Source organism: Kitasatospora sp. NPDC088264 (genome assembly GCF_040685715.1).
Classification (GTDB): domain Bacteria; phylum Actinomycetota; class Actinomycetes; order Streptomycetales; family Streptomycetaceae; genus Kitasatospora.
In genome coordinates this window covers 13,125-30,564 of record NZ_JBFBIR010000060.1, presented here as the reverse complement: position 1 = coordinate 30,564, position 17,440 = coordinate 13,125, and the positions used below count along the sequence as shown (strand labels likewise).

Annotated in this window: 11 protein-coding genes; 3 read left to right on the top strand and 8 right to left on the bottom strand. The window is 71.7% G+C overall.

The window, feature by feature from the left end:
• Positions 1–106: 106 nt before the first annotated feature.
• From AB0O82_RS31665 to AB0O82_RS31645, 5 genes are all read right to left on the bottom strand, one after another.
• Positions 107–5,053, bottom strand: a complete 4,947-nt coding sequence (locus AB0O82_RS31665; protein ID WP_363587348.1) for an NAD-glutamate dehydrogenase — start codon at positions 5,051–5,053, stop codon at positions 107–109.
• Between the two features lie 283 nt (positions 5,054–5,336).
• Positions 5,337–6,962: an L-glutamate gamma-semialdehyde dehydrogenase gene (gene pruA, locus AB0O82_RS31660; RefSeq protein ID WP_363587374.1), complete on the bottom strand. Its 1,626-nt coding sequence runs from the start codon at positions 6,960–6,962 to the stop codon at positions 5,337–5,339.
• Between the two features lie 150 nt (positions 6,963–7,112).
• Positions 7,113–7,772 (bottom strand): haloacid dehalogenase-like hydrolase, encoded by a 660-nt coding sequence (locus AB0O82_RS31655; RefSeq protein WP_363587346.1) that lies wholly within the window; start codon positions 7,770–7,772, stop codon positions 7,113–7,115.
• 85 nt (positions 7,773–7,857) lie between these two features.
• On the bottom strand, positions 7,858–8,367 hold the full coding sequence (locus tag AB0O82_RS31650) for a hypothetical protein (RefSeq protein ID WP_350881082.1): 510 nt from the start codon (positions 8,365–8,367) through the stop codon (positions 7,858–7,860).
• Between the two features lie 90 nt (positions 8,368–8,457).
• On the bottom strand, positions 8,458–9,609 hold the full coding sequence (locus AB0O82_RS31645) for a patatin-like phospholipase family protein (RefSeq protein WP_363587344.1): 1,152 nt from the start codon (positions 9,607–9,609) through the stop codon (positions 8,458–8,460).
• Positions 9,610–9,969: 360 nt separating this feature from the next.
• Here AB0O82_RS31645 and AB0O82_RS31640 point away from each other — a divergent pair, with 360 nt between their 5' ends.
• On the top strand, positions 9,970–10,410 hold the full coding sequence (locus tag AB0O82_RS31640; protein ID WP_063349159.1) for an Rv3235 family protein: 441 nt from the start codon (positions 9,970–9,972) through the stop codon (positions 10,408–10,410).
• A 140-nt stretch (positions 10,411–10,550) separates the two neighbouring features.
• On the opposite strand, the gene secA is transcribed toward AB0O82_RS31640, so the two are convergent.
• The gene (gene secA / locus AB0O82_RS31635) at positions 10,551–13,313 is read right to left on the bottom strand and encodes a preprotein translocase subunit SecA (protein ID WP_363587342.1); all 2,763 of its coding nucleotides are present in this window, start codon (positions 13,311–13,313) and stop codon (positions 10,551–10,553) included.
• Positions 13,314–13,555: 242 nt separating this feature from the next.
• On the opposite strand from secA, the gene AB0O82_RS31630 reads away from it, so the two are divergent.
• The gene (locus AB0O82_RS31630) at positions 13,556–14,128 is read left to right on the top strand and encodes a GNAT family N-acetyltransferase (RefSeq protein ID WP_363587340.1); all 573 of its coding nucleotides are present in this window, start codon (positions 13,556–13,558) and stop codon (positions 14,126–14,128) included.
• A gap of 56 nt (positions 14,129–14,184) precedes the next feature.
• Positions 14,185–15,408: a crosslink repair DNA glycosylase YcaQ family protein gene (locus AB0O82_RS31625; protein WP_363587338.1), complete on the top strand. Its 1,224-nt coding sequence runs from the start codon at positions 14,185–14,187 to the stop codon at positions 15,406–15,408.
• 19 nt (positions 15,409–15,427) lie between these two features.
• Here AB0O82_RS31625 and AB0O82_RS31620 read toward each other — a convergent pair whose 3' ends face one another.
• Together AB0O82_RS31620 and raiA are read right to left on the bottom strand one after the other, a co-directional pair.
• Positions 15,428–16,138: a response regulator transcription factor gene (locus AB0O82_RS31620; RefSeq protein ID WP_063351359.1), complete on the bottom strand. Its 711-nt coding sequence runs from the start codon at positions 16,136–16,138 to the stop codon at positions 15,428–15,430.
• A 253-nt stretch (positions 16,139–16,391) separates the two neighbouring features.
• Positions 16,392–17,084, bottom strand: coding sequence for a ribosome-associated translation inhibitor RaiA (gene raiA, locus AB0O82_RS31615; RefSeq protein WP_363587336.1), 693 nt, complete (start codon positions 17,082–17,084; stop codon positions 16,392–16,394).
• Positions 17,085–17,440 lie beyond the last annotated feature (356 nt).

The window sequence follows — 17,440 nt, the reverse complement described above, 5'->3', positions numbered from 1 at the left end:
GACGACTCCGTCACCATCCGGAATCCGCCGCCCGTCGGCCGGTCGCGAAAAGCGGCGGGCCCGCGTCCGTGGACGCGGGCCCGCCGCCTGGCTGTACCGCCGGCCGTCAGCGCATGGAGCCCGTGCGCAGGAGGGTGCGGATGACCCGCATCGCGACCGAGAGGCTGGACAGCTCGTAGTTGTCCGAACCCCTTATGTCGTCGAGGGTGCTCTTGGCGCGGTTCAGCAGGGTGGCGTTGAGGTCCGCCCAGGCGCTGTAGCGCTCCTCCGGGGTGGCGCCCTCGGGGCCGCAGGCGAGGATGTCGGCGGTCAGCGCCGCGTGCGCCGCGAAGAGGTCCTCGCGGATCGCGGCCCGGGCCATCGACGACCAGCGGTCGGTGCGGGGCAGCTCGATGATGCGGTCGAGCAGGTGGGTGATCTGGAGGCGGTCGGCGAGGTCGTAGTAGAGCTCGGCGACCTCGGCGACGTCCTTGTCGGAGCGGTCCGCGACCTCGCTGATGTCCAGGGTCGGGAAGGTCGAGGAGAGGCCGGCGATCCGGGTGGCCAGTTCCTCCGGCACCCCGGCCGAGGCGAGCTCGTTGTAGACGGCCTCGAACCAGACCAGGTCGTCGCCGCGCAGCGGCTTGGGCAGCGAGCCCCAGACCTGGTCGACCCGGTCGTGGAAGAACTCGATGGTGCCGGCGATGTCGAGCGGCTGGCGGCGGTTGTTGAGCATCCACCGGGTGGCACGCTCGACCAGGCGCCGCGAGTGCAGCCGCATCTTGGTCTGGACCCGGGCCGTGACCTCGTTGTCCAGGCCCTCGATCTCGGCCCAGATGTCCTCCAGGTCGAACACGGCCCTGGCGGCGGTGTGGGTCCGGGCGATCTCCTCGTAGGTCGCGCCGGTCTCCTCCTTCAGCCGGAAGGCGAAGGTGCAGCCGCCGCGGTTGATCGTGTCGTTGACGATCAGGGTGGTGATGATCTCGCGGCGCAGCGCGTGGTTGTCGATCGCGTCGGCGAACCGGGCCCGCAGCGCGCTCGGGAAGTAGTCGTGCAGCGCGGTGCGGAAGTACGGGTCGTCGGGCAGCGCGGTGGCGAGCAGCTCCTCGGCCAGCGTGATCTTGGTGTACGCGAGCAGGACGGACATCTCGGGCTGCGAGAGGCCGCGGCCGTTCTGCTGGCGCTCGCGGATCTGGCGCTCGGTGGGCAGGAACTCCAGGCCCCGGTCGAGCTGGCCGGCCGACTCCAGCCGGTTGATCATCCGGGAGTGGACGTTGACCATGCTGTGCGCCTGGGCGACGGCGTTGGCCAGCACCACGTTCTGCGCGTAGTTGTTGCGCAGCACCAGGTGGCCGACCTCGTCGGTCATCTCGGCCAGCAGGACGTTGCGCTGCTTGACCGTCATGTCGCCGTCGGAGACGACCTGGTTGAGCAGGATCTTGATGTTGACCTCGTGGTCCGAGGTGTCCACACCGGCCGAGTTGTCGATGGCGTCGGTGTTGATCCAGCCGCCGGTGCTCTCGGGGCCGCCGACCGCGGCGTACTCGATGCGGCCGAGCTGGGTGCAGCCGAGGTTGCCGCCCTCGCCGATGACGCGGGCCCGGACCTGGTCGCCGTTGACGCGGATGGCGTCGTTGGCCTTGTCGCCGACCTCGGCGTTGGTCTCGGTGGAGGCCTTGACGTAGGTGCCGATGCCGCCGTTCCAGAACAGGTCGACCGGCGCCTGGAGGATCGCCTTCATCAGCTCGGCCGGGGTGAGCCGGGTGTCCTGGACGCCGAGGGCGGCCCGGACCTGCGTGCTGAGCTGGATCGACTTGGCGGTGCGCGGGAAGACGCCGCCGCCGGCCGAGATCAGCGACTTGTCGTAGTCGTCCCAGGAGCTGCGGGGCAGTTCGAAGAGCCGGCGCCGCTCGGCGTAGGAGGCGGCGGCGTCCGGGTTCGGGTCGAGGAAGATGTGGCGGTGGTCGAAGGCGGCGACCAGGCGGATGTGCTCGCTGAGCAGCATGCCGTTGCCGAAGACGTCGCCGGACATGTCGCCGATGCCGATGACCTTGAAGTCCTCGGTCTGGGTGTCGACGCCGAGCTCGCGGAAGTTGCGCTTGACCGACTCCCAGGCGCCGCGGGCCGTGATGCCCATGCCCTTGTGGTCGTAGCCGGCCGAACCGCCGGAGGCGAACGCGTCGCCCAGCCAGAAGCCGTAGGACTCGGCGACGCCGTTGGCGATGTCGGAGAAGGTCGCGGTGCCCTTGTCGGCGGCGACGACGAGGTAGGTGTCGTCCTCGTCGTGGCGGACGACGTCGGCCGGGTGGACGACCTCGCCGGCGACCAGGTTGTCGGTGATGTCGAGCAGCGCGGAGATGAACGTCTTGTACGAGGAGATGCCCTCGGCCAGCCAGGCGTCCCGGTCGACCGACGGGTCCGGCAGCTGCTTGGCGACGAAGCCGCCCTTGGCGCCGACCGGCACGATGACGGTGTTCTTGACCATCTGCGCCTTGACCAGACCGAGGATCTCGGTGCGGAAGTCCTCGCGCCGGTCGGACCAGCGCAGACCGCCGCGGGCGACCTTGCCGAAGCGCAGGTGCACGCCCTCGACCTGCGGCGAGTACACCCAGATCTCGAACGCGGGGCGCGGGGCCGGCAGGTCCGGGATGGCCTTCGGGTCGAACTTCATCGACACGTAGGAGTGCCAGTCACCGGAGCCGTCGTGCTGGAAGAAGTTGGTCCGCAGGGTGGCCGTGATGAGGTGCAGGAAGGAGCGCAGGATGCGGTCCTCGTCCAGCGAGACGACCTCGTCGAGCGCGCCGGACAGCTCCTCCAGGATGCCCTCGGTCAGCTCGGCGGCGCCCTGCTGGTGGCTGGGGCTCAGCCGGGCCTCGAACAGGTTGACCAGCAGCCGGGTGGTGTGGGTGTTGTTGCGGAGCGCGTCCTCCATGTAGTCCTGGGAGAACGTGGAGCCCGCCTGGCGCAGGTACTTGGCGTACGCGCGCAGCACCGTCGCCTGGCGCCAGGTCAGCCCGGCGGTGAGGACCAGCTCGTTGAAGCCGTCGTTCTCGGCCTTGCCGGTCCAGGTGGCGGCGAAGGTCTCCTGGAAGCGCTCGCGGGCCTCGTCGGTGAGCTCGGTGGCCTCGCGCAGCCTCAGGCCGAAGTCGTACACCCACGCGGTGGTGTCGTCGGAGCGGCGCAGCGCGTACGGGTGCTCGTCCAGCACCTCGACGCCCAGGCGCTGGAGCACCGGCAGGACCTCGGTGAGCGAGATCGGGCCGCCGACCCGGTAGACCTTGAAGCGGCGCTCGTCGTCGCCCGCGCCGACCGGCTGGTACAGGTTGAGGCGGAAGTCGCCCTCGCCGTGCAGCGACTCGATCTGCTTGATGTCGGCGACGGCGGTGCGCGGCGGGAAGTCGGCGCGGTAGCCGTCGGGGAAGGCGTTGGCGTACTTGTGGCCGAGCTCGGCGGCCTTCTCCTCGCCCAGTTCGGTGTGCAGCTGGTCGTGGAAGCCGTCCATCCAGAACCGGGCGGCCTCGGCGAGGCGGTTCTCGATCCGCTCGATGTCGGAGTCGGTGAGCCGCGGCAGTTCGGTGCCGGGGGCGACGCGGACCACGAAGTGCAGACGGGTCAGCACCGACTCGGTGGCGTACACCGTGTAGTCGATGGTGGCGCCGTTCAGCTCCTCCTTGAGGATCTCGGTGAGCAGCAGCCGGATCCGGGTGGTGTAGCGGTCGCGCGGCAGGTAGATGAACGCGGAGAAGTAGCGCCCGTACTCGTCCTGGCGCAGGAAGAGCCGCAGCTTACGGCGCTCCTGGAGGTACAGCACGCTGGTGGCGATGGAGATCAGCTCGGAGGCCGCGGTCTGGAACATCTCGTCCCGCGGGAAGGTCTCCATGATCTGCAGCAGGTCGCGGCCGTCGTGGCTCTCGCTGGAGAAGCCGGAGCCTTCGAGCACCTCCTGCACCTTGCGGCGCACGACCGGGATGCGGGTGACCGACTCGGTGTAGGCGGCGGAGGAGAACAGGCCGAGGAAGCGGCGCTCGCCGATCGGCTCGCCGGCGGCGTTGAACTTCTTGACGCCGACGTAGTCCAGGTAGGACGGGCGGTGCACGGTGGAGCGGCTGTTGGCCTTGGTGAGGACGAGCAGCTTCTTCTCGTGGGCCTTGGCGCGGACCGGCGCCGAGAGGCGGCCGAAGGCCTCGCTGGCCGGGTGGTGGTGGTCGTCGTGGCCGCGCGGGTCGGAGCGCAGGATGCCGAGGCCGGTCCCGGCGACGGCCTTCAGGACCTCCTCGCCCTCGTGCTCGACCAGGTCGTACTCGCGGTAGCCGAGGAAGGTGAAGTGGTCGTCGGCGAGCCAGCGCATCAGCTCCCAGGCCTCGCCGACCTCCTGCTCGGGCAGGCCGGTCGGGGGCTCCTCGGCGAGCTCGTCGGCCAGGCGCAGCGCGCTCTCGCGCATCTTGCTCCAGTCCTCGACGACCTCACGGACGTCGCCGAGCACCCGGCGCAGGTCGGTCTCGATCGCGCGCAGGTCGTCGCGGTCGGTCTCGCGGTCGATCTCGATGTGCATCCACGACTCGACGGTCGCGTCGGCGGGCCACTCGGTGCCGGCGGCCTGGCTGCGGGAGCAGGCGTCGACGTCCAGGATCTCCAGCAGCTTGCCGGTGATGTCACGGCGGACGACCAGCTGGGGGTGGATCACGACGTGGATGGCGCGGTCCTGGCGGGACAGCTCGTTGGTGACGGAGTCGACCAGGAAGGGCATGTCGTCGGTGACGACCTCGACCACGGTGTGGCCGCAGGACCAGCCGTTCTCCTCGACCGAGGGGGTGTACACCCGCACCTCGGCGGTGCCCTGCGGGCGCTTGAGGCCCAGCCGGTAGTGGGAGGCCGCCGCGCCGTAGACGTCGACCGGGTCGCGGTCGACCAGGTCCTCGGGCGCGGTGTGGAGGTAGTAGTGGTGCAGGTACGCGGTCAGAGCGCCGTTGCTCAGGCCTTCCCCCGGCGCCGCTCCCCCCACCTGGCTGTTCTCAGCGGCTGTGGCTGCCTTCTTGAGCAGGTCGGCCTTGGCTGCGTCCAGCTTGGTCTGCATGACTTCTTGGCTCCTGTCGCGCGCCGTTGCGTGACTCGGTGGTGTGTGGGTGTACACCGACGGGTCACTCGCAATCCTGCCGCACCTTCCAACTGAAAAGGCTTCATGGCACGCATGAAATACCTTCGCAGTGGGTAGGACGATTCGTCCTGCGGAGCCACCCGACGACGCCAGCCAGCCTAACCGGATCAATCGAAGGTGGACAGGGACAGGGAGGCGCAAACCCGCAGGATGATCGGTCCGTCCTGGACACCATGTCCAAACCGGAGCCTCCCGTTCACTCTCAGCCCATGTGCGGGTACCGCAGGTCCGTGGGGGGAACGAAGGTCTCCTTGATCGCGCGGGCCGAGGTCCAGCGCAGGAGGTTCTGGGCGGCGCCCGCCTTGTCGTTGGTCCCGGAGGCCCGGCCGCCGCCGAAGGGCTGCTGGCCGACGACCGCGCCGGTCGGCTTGTCGTTGATGTAGAAGTTCCCGGCGGTGAACCGCAGCGCCTCGACCGCCTGGGCGATGGCGTAACGATCCTGCGCGATCACCGAGCCGGTCAGGCCGTACGGGGCGCCGGAGTCGACCCGGCGCAGCACGTCCTCCCAGCGGGCGTCCTCGTAGACGTGGACGGCCAGGATCGGACCGAAGTACTCCGTCCGGAAGATCTCGTTGCGGTAGTCGGAGGAGACCAGGACGGTCGGCCGGACGAACCAGCCGATCGCGTCGTCGTACTGGCCGCCCGCCGCCAGCTCGATCGTCGGATCGGCCTTGGCCCGCTCGATGGCGTCCCGGTTCTTCTCGAACGCGCGCCGGTCGATGAGGGCGCCCATGAAGTTGGAGAGGTCGGTGACGTCGCCCACCGTCAGCGCGTCCACCTCGGCCACCAGCTCGTCCTTGATCTTCTGCCAGAGGCTGCGCGGCAGGTAGGCCCGGGAGAGCGCCGAGCACTTCTGGCCCTGGTACTCGAACGCGCCGCGGACCAGCGCCGCCTTCAGGATCGCCGGATCGGCCGAGCGGTGGGCCAGCAGGAAGTCCTTGCCGCCGGTCTCGCCGACGATCCGCGGGTACGTCCGGTAGCCGCCGATGTTGGCGCCGATGGTCTGCCAGAGCGACTGGAAGGTGGCGGTGGAGCCGGTGAAGTGCAGCCCGGCGAGCGCCGGGTCGGCGAGGGCGACCGCGGACAGCTGGACGCCGTCGCCGGTGACCAGGTTGACCACCCCGGGCGGCAGACCGGCCGCCTCCAGCAGCCGCATCAGGTAGTACGCGGCCAGGGTCTGGGTCGGCGCGGGCTTCCAGACCACGGTGTTGCCCATCAGCGCGGGCGCGGTCGGCAGGTTGCCGGCGATCGCGGTGAAGTTGAACGGGGTGATCGCGTAGACGAAACCCTCCAGCGGGCGGTGGTCCACCCGGTTCCAGACGCCCGGTGCGGAGATCGGCTGCTCGGCCAGGATCCGCCGGGCGAACTGGACGTTGAACCGCCAGAAGTCGATCAGCTCGCAGGCGGAGTCGATCTCGGCCTGCTGCGCGGTCTTGGACTGACCGAGCATGGTGGCCGCGTTGAGGGTCTCCCGCCAGGGCCCGGCCAGCAGGTCGGCGGCCCGCAGGAAGACCGCCGCCCGGTCGTCGAAGGACAGCGACCGCCACTGCCGGCCCGCCGCGAGCGCCGAGTCCACCGCCGCGCGGGCGTCCTCCCGGGTGGCGTTGCCGAGCACCCCCAGCTTGGCGGCGTGGTGGTGCGGCTGGACGACGTCGATCCGCTCACCGCCGCCGAACCGCTGCTCGCCGCCGATGGTCATCGGCAACGGGATCTGCTCGGCCGCCAGCTCGTCCAGCCGCCGGACCAGCCGGTCCCGCTCCGGGCTGCCGGGCGCGTACCCCAGCACCGGCTCGTTGACCGGGAGGGGCACCTCGGTGACTGCGTCGATCGGCATGGCGGCTCCGTCCTGCTGACTGCTCCGGTGGGAAGGCCCGATCCACCGGACAGGCCCTGGTCCAGCCTGACCAGCGGCCGCGCGATCCGCCCGCTCAGACACGCGGACGGCGGACGTGGCGCCCGCCACGCCCGCCGCGGACGGTCAGCCCCGCCCCAGCCGCCCGGCCAGCTCGACCGCCTCCGCCAGGCTGTCCACCACCGGCACCCCGAGCGGCTCCAGCTTCTCCCGGGTGTGCGAGCCGCCGGTGTAGAGCACCGCGTGCGCACCCGCGCCCAGCGCCGCCCGGGCGTCGTCCGCGGCGTCGCCGATCAGCACCGTACGGGCCGGGTCCACCCGCTCGCCGAGCGCGGCCAGGTGCCGGGCCAGCTGCTCCGCCTTCTGGCCGCCGGACGGGCCGCTGCGGCCGTCCACCCGCAGGAACCGGCCGGTCAGGCCGAAGGCGTCGACCAGCGGCAGCAGCTTCTCGTGCTCGTACATCGACAGCAGCGACTGGCTGTGCCCGGCCTCCCGCCAGCCGTCCATCAGCTCGTGCACGCCGTCCGTCAGCCCGCAGGCCGGGCTCAGCTCCCGGTAGCGGTCGTGGAAGGCCTCGTCCAGCCGGAGCCACTCCTCCTGGGACGGCATCCGGCCGAGCAGCCGCTCGTAGAACCGGGGGATCGGGATCTCGTACTGCTCGCGGTACTCCCGCATGGTCATCGGCCCGACGCCGATGGTCGCGAACGCGGCGTTGCTCGCGCCGAGCACCGCCTCCATGTCGTGGAAGAGCGTGCCGTTCCAGTCCCAAACGATGTGTGTAGCCACGCGCGAAACGGTAGCCCCGACCACCGACACGCCGGTAGGACGGGGCTCACGCACCCTGCTGCTCCGCTCCGGCGCGACCGGCCGTTCAGGCCAGCAGCGCGGAGATCTCCTGGGTGGCGAACCAGAGCAGGTCGTGGTCCTCGGCCCCGTCCACGGTGAACTGGGCGTCCTGGTCGCCCGCGTCGGCCGCGGCCACCGCCGCCACCGCCGCCGCGACGTCCTCGACCACCTCGCCGTCGGCGACGTCCGCGTGCACCGCCGCCGCCTTCGCCAGCGGCAGCGGGCCGGCCAGCACCACCCGGCCGAGCGAGGCCTGGTCCTGGTACTCGTCGCCGGGGAACGGCCGGACGGCCGAGTCGGCCACGTCCAGGGCCACCACGACCCGGCGGCGCGGGGCGTCCGGGTCGGCGGCCAGCAGCCGCAGGGAGGACTGCGCGGCCCGGTTCAGCGCCGCGTACTCCAGTTCCTCCAGGTCGTCACTGACGTACCACTCGCGCAGCGCGGGCGTCACGGCGTAGGCCGCGGACTGGTCCAGGGCACCACCCGGGTGCGCCGCCGCCAGGCCGTTCAGGGTGGTGGGCACGTACACGCGCATCGGTGGCACTCTCCGGTTCGTCCAGCGGCACAGCTTCCAGCGCCCCAAGAATAAGCGCCGCCGGGCCGGGCGTGATCACCTCGGCCCGACTCAGCGGGCGGCCCGCAGGGCCTCACCGCACGTGCGCAGGGCGCTCTCCAGCACCGCGTCGCGGCGGGCCGGGTCCATCATGTTCGGGCCCATCACGGCCAGGTCGGCCGGCGTCGGCGCGAGCAGCCGCACCCGTACGCCCTCGGCCCGCAGCAGCACGGCCTCGCGCAGCAGCTGCCGGGTGACGGCGCGGCGGTAGCGACTGACCAGCTGGGCCAGCACGCCGCGCGGGCGGTCCCGGGCGCGCCACTCGCGCAGCGCGGCGAGGGAGCCCGCGAGCCCGCTGGTGCCGGCGACCCCGCCGGCGTCGGCGTCGGCGTCGGCGCGGTCGGCGCGGTCGGCACGGGGGCGCAGCCGCAGGGCCATCGGGGCGAGCACGTACACCTCGTCCAGGCCGCGGCCGAGCAGCAGGTCGGCGTTGGTGGCGGACCAGCAGCCGCCGTCCACGTACGCCGAGCCGTTCAGCCGCACCGGCGCGAACCAGCCGGGGATCGAGCAGGAGGCCATCACCGCGTCGGCGACCGCGACCGCCGGGGCGTCCGGGTCCCCGAAGACCACCCGGCGGCCGCTGCGGTAGTCCACGGCCGCCACCCGCAGCGCCGCGGCCCCGGCGCCGGCCTCGCCGTCGGCGCCCGGCGGCGGCCAGCCGCCCGGGCCGAGCAGGCCGCGCACCAGCTCGCCGACCGGGGCCAGCGAACCGCGGCCGGGCGGCGCCATCGCCGACACCATGGTCAGCAGCGGGTACTCGCGCGGGTGCCGGACGGCGTCCCGCAGCAGGCCGGGCGAGCCGATGCCCGCCCCGGGGCGGGGCGGCAGCGCGCCGCCGGCGGCCGTGTCGTAGTCGAAGTCCACCCCGGCCAGCGGGCCGTCGGTGATCGGCAGGCCGCGCTGGTGGTCACGCAGTTGCTCGGTGCGGACCCCGCCGGCCAGCATCGCGCCGAGGATCGAGCCCGCCGAGGTGCCGAGCAGCACGTCCGCGCGGCCCGGCCGCCAGCCGGTGGCCTCCTCGACGGCGCAGAGCGCGCCGACCGTCCAGGCCGCACCGAGCATCCCGCCGCCGCCCAGCACCAGGCCGCGCCGGGGTGCGTCCCCGGTCGGCGGGGCGGTGCCCGCGACTGCCGGAGCCGGAACCGCCGCTACCCGTGTCGTCATCGCGGCCGCCCGTCGTCGTGGGTGCGGTCGTGGCCGCCCGGCCCCGTCCCGCTCCGCGCGGTTCCCGATCAGGCTCCGATGGTGCGCGCCGACGGCCGGGCACCGCAACGGGGGCGGCGATTCGGGCCACCCGGTCCGGCGCATCGAACCGTCCTCTTTCGGACCGTACGGCCCGCCCACGCACGTCAATCGGGCACCGTGCGACCGCGCGCCGGGCCCGGCACCGCACTGATCGATTCACTCGGATAGGTGAACTTGCCGGTCACTCCGGGGGCAGCGGCAAAAGCCCTTGCCGCCCGACGCGGCCCACCGCTAGCAAGGACCCGTCCGCACCCGCACCACCGTGTCGAGGAGCCCACCGTGACCGCACCGCTCACCGCCCGCCCGCACCGCCGGCCGCGCACGACCGCCGCCCACGACCCGGCCGGGCGCCGCCCGCGCCACCCCCGCGCCGCCTGCACCGGCCCGGGCGGCCACGACCCCCGGGCGCTGGCCTCCCGCTTCGCCCACCAGCTGGTCGAGGTGCTCACCGGCGCCCGGCCCTCCGGCCAGCTGATGCGGCACACCAGCCTGGACGGCTACGGGCAGCTCGCCTCCCTGGTCCGGGCCGGCGCGCTGCGCCGCGGCGGCGCCGCCGACCGGCCCCGGCTGGGCCCGGTGCACGACCGGTCGCCCTCGCCCGACGCGGTCGAGGCCTGCGTCCGGGTCGACCTCGGCCGGCGGCACCACATGGTGGCCTTCCGGCTGGAGCAGCGCGGCCAGGCCGGGCAGTGGCAGTGCACCGCCGTGGAGGCCCGATGACCACGGCCGTCACGGCGACCACGGTCGTCACAGCGGCCAGGGCGGCCACAGCGGCCCCCACGACCGCGTGCCGGCCCGGGACGGCACAGGGCGCCACCCCCGTCCGGGAGCGGCGCCCTGTGCGGCGTCCTGCGGCCTGCTCAGCCCTTGCGGCGGCGGCCCTTGGCCGACTTCGCGGCCTTGCGGCGCTCGGCGCGGGTCAGCCCGTCGCCCTCGTCCTCCGGCGCGAGGTCCTCGAAGTCGCCCTCGATGACACCGCCGCCGACCTCGTCCGAGGGGGCCGTGTAGTGCAGCCGCTGCGGCTTCGGGGCCTCCAGGCCCTTGGCCTTGATCTCCGGGCGGGCGGCGTCCTTCTCCAGCTTGTCGAGCAGCACCTCGGCGTCCGCGACCGGGACCTCCTCGACCTGCTGCTCGACCTGGACCTCCAGGTTGAACAGGTAGCCGACGGACTCCTCCTTGATGCCCTCCATCATCGCGGTGAACATGTCGAAGCCCTCGCGCTGGTACTCGATCAGCGGGTCGCGCTGCGCCATGGCCCGCAGGCCGATGCCCTCCTGGAGGTAGTCCATCTCGTAGAGGTGCTCGCGCCAGCGGCGGTCCAGCACCGACAGCACGACCCGGCGCTCCAGCTCACGCATGATCTCGGCGCCGAGCTGGTCCTCGCGGGCGCCGTACTGCGCCTGGATGTCCTCCTGGACGACCTTGACCAGGAACTCGGAGGTCATCCCGGCGGAGCCGCCGGCCTCCTCCTCCAGCTCCTCCAGGTCAAGGGTGAGCGGGTAGAGCTGCTTGAGCGCGGTCCAGAGCTTCTCCAGGTCCCAGTCGTCCTCGAAGCCCTCGCCGGTGGCCGCCTTGACGTAGGCCTCGACGGTGTCGTCCATGAAGTGGCCGACCTGCTCCTGCAGGTCCTCGCCCTCCAGCACGCGGCGGCGCTCGCCGTAGATGACCTCGCGCTGGCGGTTCAGCACCTCGTCGTACTTGAGGACGTTCTTGCGGATCTCGAAGTTCTGCTGCTCGACCTGGGTCTGCGCGGAGGCGATCGCCCGGGTGACCATCTTGGACTCGATCGGCACGTCCTCGGGCACGTTGGCCATCGACAGCACGCGCTCGACCATGCCGGCCTTGAACAGGCGCATCAGGTCGTCGCCCAGCGACAGGTAGAAGCGGGACTCGCCCGGGTCGCCCTGACGGCCGGAGCGGCCGCGCAGCTGGTTGTCGATCCGGCGGGACTCGTGCCGCTCGGTGCCCAGCACGTAGAGGCCGCCGGCCTCCTTGACCTCGTCCTGCTCCGCCTTGACCGAGGCCTTGGCCTTCTCCAGGGCGGCGGGGAACGCGGCCTCGTACTCCTCCGGGGTCTCGGTCGGGGTGAGCCCGCGCTGCGCCAGCTCGGCCGCCGCGAGGTGGTCGGAGTTGCCGCCGAGCATGATGTCGGTACCGCGGCCGGCCATGTTGGTGGCGACGGTCACGGCGCCCTTGCGGCCCGCCTGCGCGACGATCTGCGCCTCGCGCTCGTGGTGCTTGGCGTTCAGCACCTCGTGCGGGATGCCGCGCTTGCGCAGCTCCTGCGAGAGGTACTCGGACTTCTCCACCGACACGGTGCCGACCAGCACCGGCTGGCCCTTCTCGTGCTTCTCGGCGATGTCCTCGACCACGGCGGCGAACTTGGCCGGCTCCGACTTGTAGATCAGGTCGGGCTGGTCGATGCGCAGCGGGTTCTTGTTGGTCGGGATCGGCACCACGCCGAGCTTGTAGATCTGGTGGAACTCGGCGGCCTCGGTGGTGCCGGTACCGGTCATGCCAGCGAGCTTGTCGTACAGGCGGAAGAAGTTCTGCAGGGTGATGGTGGCCAGCGTCTGGTTCTCGTTCTGGACCTCCACCCCCTCCTTCGCCTCGATCGCCTGGTGCATGCCCTCGTTGTAGCGGCGGCCGGCCAGGATGCGGCCGGTGTGCTCGTCGACGATCATGACCTCGCCGTTCATGACGACGTAGTCCTTGTCCGCCCGGTACAGCTCCTTCGCCTTGATGGCGTTGTTCAGGAAGCCGACCAGCGGGGTGTTCACCGACTCGTAGAGGTTGTCGATGCCGAGGTAGTCCTCGACCCGGGTGACGCCCTCCTCCAGGATGCCGACGGTGCGCTTCTTCTCGTCGACCTCGTAGTCGCGGTCGATCTTCAGGCGCAGCACCAGCTTGGCGAAGTCGGCGTACCACTTGGTCGCCTGGTCGGCCGGGCCGGAGATGATCAGCGGGGTGCGGGCCTCGTCGATGAGGATCGAGTCGACCTCGTCGACGACCGCGAAGTTGTGGCCGCGCTGGACGAGTTCGTCCTTCGACCAGGCCATGTTGTCGCGCAGGTAGTCGAAGCCGAACTCGTTGTTCGTGCCGTACGTGATGTCCATCGAGTACTGGTGCTTGCGCTCGGCGGGCGTCATGTTGCCGAGGATCACGCCGACTTCGAGGCCGAGGAAGCGGTGCACCCGGCCCATCCACTCCGAGTCGCGCTCGGCGAGGTAGTCGTTGACGGTGATCAGGTGGACGCCCTTGCCGGTGAGCGCGTTCAGGTACGCGGGCAGGGTGCCGACGAGGGTCTTGCCCTCACCGGTGCGCATCTCCGCGACGTACCCGTGGTGCAGGGCCGCGCCACCCATGAGCTGAACGTCGTAGTGCCGCTGACCGAGCACCCGCTTGGCGGCCTCGCGCACCGTGGCGAACGCCTCGGGGAGGATGTCGTCCAGGGTCTCGCCGTCCGCGAGCCGCTGCTTGTACTCGTCGGTCAGCGCGCGCAGCTCGGCGTCGGTGAGGTTGACGAAGTCCTCTTCGATGGAGTTGACCTGGGCAGCAATCCGCTGCAGCTTGCGAAGGATCTTGCCTTCGCCGGCGCGCAGGATCTTGTCGAAGACGGACACTTGGGCGGGCTCCTTGCCTGTATTGGCACTGGACGACTGCACGGCGGGTTCACCCCACCGCACGGGCCATCGTATGCGAGGAGTCCAATGCCCCGGGAGGTGCGTCAGCACGGTATTCCCGTGTCACCCGCGCGAGCACTTGATCCGATAGCACCGCCCACCGGGACAAACCGGTCAGCGGATCGAGGGGTCGGCTCGATATTCGGATGCCCGAATTCCTCTCTCCACGGAATAATCCGCCCATGGAAGAGCCCCGCACCGTCACCCTCACCACGGACCGCCTCGTCCTGCGGGCCCCGCAGGAGTCGGACATCGACGCCGTCTTCGCCGCCTGCCAAGACGCCGAGATCCAGCGCTGGACGGTCGTCCCGAGCCCGTACCGGCGCGAGGACGCCGAGTACTTCGTCCGCGACCTCGCCGCGCAGGGCTGGCGCACCGGCGAGAACCGGATCTGGTGCGTGTTCGAGCGCGGCTCCGACGCCCTGGTCGGCACCCAGGGCCTCGTGCTGCGCCACGGCGACCCGGGCTCCGCCGAGGTCGGCTGGTGGGCGACGAAGGAGTTCCGCGGCCGCGGCTACACGGTCGAGGCCGCCCGCGCGGTCGCCCGCCACGGCCTGGTCGAGCTCGGTCTGCGCCGCCTGGAGTGGCAGGCCTACGTGGGTAACGAGGGCTCCCGCGCGGTGGCCGAGAAGGTCGGCTACCGCTTCGAGGGCACCCTGCGCTCGTACGCCGAGCAGCGCGGCACCTTCCACGACGCCTGGGTCGCCTCGCTGCTCGCCTCGGACCTCCCGGACCTCCCGGACCTCCGCCCCTGACGTCCGCGCCGGCGCCCCCCGACCGGCTGTCGGTGCCCCGGACTACCCTCGCCGACATGACCGCCCTGCCTGCCGCCGGCTCCCCCGCCGGCCCGCCGCCCGTCACCGTCCTGAGCGCCGACGAAGCCCGCCGGATCGCCCTTCGCGCCCAGGGCCTGCTCGGCGCGCCGGACCGCCGGGCCGGGGTGCGCGGGGTGCTGCGGCACCTGGGCGCCGTCCAGCTGGACACCATCTCGGTGCTGGCCCGCTCGCACGAACTGGTGCCGTACGCCCGGCTCGGCGCGGTCGGCCGTCCGGCCGTCGAGGCGGCGTACTGGGGCGCGGGCACGAGCTTCGAGTACTGGTCGCACGCGGCCTGCATCCTGCCGGTCGAGGAGTGGCCGCTGTTCGCGTTCCGGCGCCGCCGCTACCGCGAGCGCGGCCACCTCTGGGGCCACCAGGTAACGCCCGAGACGTACCGGCACGTGCTCGACAAGCTGCGCGCCGAGGGCCCGTTGACCTCCACGGAGCTGGGCGGCGCCAAGAAGACCGCCGAGTGGTGGGACTGGTCGGACACCAAGATCGCGGTGGAGCGGGCGCTGGCCTTCGGCGACGTGGTCTGCACCGAGCGCCGGAGCTGGAAGCGCGTCTACGCGCTGGCCGAACAGGCCATCCCCGAGGCGCTGTTCGGGCAGGACCGCACCGACCGGGAGTGCGTGCGCACCCTGGTCGCCCAGGCCGGGGCCGCGCTCGGCGTGGCCACCCGGGCCGACCTGCTGGACTACCACCGGCTGCGCGCCGAGGAGCTGGACCCGGTCCTCGCGGACTGCGGGCTCGTCCCGGTCGAGGTGGCCGGCTGGGGCCCGGGCGGCGGCGCGGCGGCGGCCTGGGCCGACCCGGCCGCGCTGGCCACCACCCCGCGCGGGCGCCACCGCACCACGCTGCTCTCGCCGTTCGACTCGCTGATCTGGGACCGCGCACGCACCGAGCGGATCTTCGGCATGACGCACCGACTGGAGGCCTACACGCCCAAGCACAAGCGGGTGCACGGCTACTTCGCGATGCCGCTGCTGGCCGGCGGCCGGCTGGTGGGCCGGGTCGACCCGGCCCGGGAGGGGCGCACCCTGGTGGCCCGTCAGGTCTCGCTGGCCGGCGACCGAGGGCACGGCGCCCGGCACGTCGAGGCGCTGGCGGCGGCCCTGCGCGAGGCGGCCGCCTGGGTGGGCTGCGACGGCGTCCGGGTCGAGGCCCTGCCGGACGAACGGCTGCGCCCGGCCCTCGAGAAACTCCTCGCGAGCTAGGGCCGGGGCGCAGCCACGGTCACCCTATTTCGAGGATCTTCTCGCGCATCGCGTACACCACCGCCTCCATCCTGGAGTGCAGTTGGAGCTTCTCCAGGATGTTGCGCACGTGGTTCTTCACGGTGTTCTCGCTGATGAACAGCTCCTTGGCGATCTCCCGGTTGTTCATCCCGGTCGCCACCAGCTTGAGCACCTCCAACTCCCGGTCGGTGAGCCGGGGTGCGGGCACCAGGTCCCGGTCGTCGGAGCGGCGCTGGATCATCGACTTGAACTCGGTGAGCAGCTTGGACGCCATCGACGGGCTGATCTGGGACTGCCCGTCGGCGACCGCGCGGATCGCGGTGGCGACCTCGTCGGTGGAGATCTCCTTCAGCAGGTAGCCGGTGGCGCCCGCCTTGATCGCCTCGTAGAGGTCGGCCTCCTCGTCGCTTATCGTCAACATGATGATCTTGGTGCTGGGTGCCACGTCCTTGATCGCCGTGCAGGCCTCGATCCCGCTGCGGCGCGGCATCCGGACGTCCATCAGGATGATGTCCGGCAGCAGGTCGGCAGCCTTCAACACGGCCTCGGCGCCGTCGCCGGCCTCGCCGACGACCTTGATGTCCGGCTCCTCCGCGAGCACGATCTCCAGCCCCCGGCGGAACAACGCGTGGTCGTCCACCACCAGTACGCGGATCGGCTCACCCCGGTGCGGCGCGTACGCGGGTTCCTCCTCCGGTCCCGGTGACAGTCCGGTGACCGGCCCCGTAGCGGGCCCCAGCCCGAAGTGATCCCCCATCCGCTCCTCCCCCTTCGCGGGTCGTCGTGCGCCAATCATTCCACGCCGCGCGGCCGTTGCTGTCACCCTCCGACGCCGCCGTTCCGCATCGGGTGACCTCCCGGGCCCGCCCTCGACTCCCGCTCCACCCGCCCTGCCCCGAAACGCCGGTGACCCCGGCGGACTCGGCCGCCGGGGTCACCCCTCCAGGATTGTCTTCGGACGGTCAGTCCTCGTCGTCGCTTTCGCCGATCGCCCCGCCCGCGCCGCCGCCCGCGCCGGCCGACCCGTCGGTCTGCAGGTGGATGACGCCGTAGTGGTAGCCGTGACGGCGGTAGACGACGCTCGGCAGGCCGCTGTCCTTCTCCACGAAGAGGTAGAAGTCGTGGCCGACCAGTTCCATCTCGTACAGCGCCTGGTCCAGCGCCATGGGGGCAGCCGGGTGGGTCTTCTCCCGGACCACCAGCGGGCCTTCGCCCTCCACTTCCAGGGATCCCATCATGGTCTTGCGGACGGCCCCGTTGGTCTCGCCCTCCCGCACCGCCGTGTCCGGCAGCGCGGCCAGCGCCGCGGTCGCCTCGGCGACGCTGATGGGGGTGCGGCCGTTGCCGCCCTTGTGCACTCGGCGCCGGTCCGCGGACTTGCGCAGCTGGGCGTCGAGCTTCGCCGAGGCCAGGTCGAGCGCCGCGTACGGGTCGGCGGCGGCGGCTTCGGCCCGGATCACCGGCCCACGGGTACGGAGAGTGATCTCCACCCGCTCGGACCGGTCGGCCTGCCGCGGGTTGTGCTCCTTGGACACCTCGACGTCGAGGCTGATCACCTTGCCGTCGAACTTCTGGACCTTCTCCAGCTTCTCGGCCACGTGCTCGCGGAACCTCTTGGGCACCTCGGTCTTGCGGCCCTTGACGACGATGTCCACGCAGAACTCCGATCCCTCGTGCTGACGCCGATCCGGGTGCTACCGGACCGGACTGAGACCCAGCTGGACCAGCCCATCCACTGCCGGCCCCCGCCCCCGCCGCCAGCGGCGGGAAACGACTGGCCCTCACCTCACTTCCTCCCCACCAGGGACGGTTGAAACCCCTTGGAGCTTTATCGAACACCTCACACGGGGTTTTCGCCTCCCCAGGCGCGGAGTCGGGTATGACCCGATACTGCGGGCGGGCGGTCAAGCTGTTGGACCCTGTCTACCCTCCTGCGAGTGAAGCACGGGTAAATACCTGGACAACACCCCCCGTACGGCGCATCCTTTGCTCACTCTCCGTGCCTGCCGTC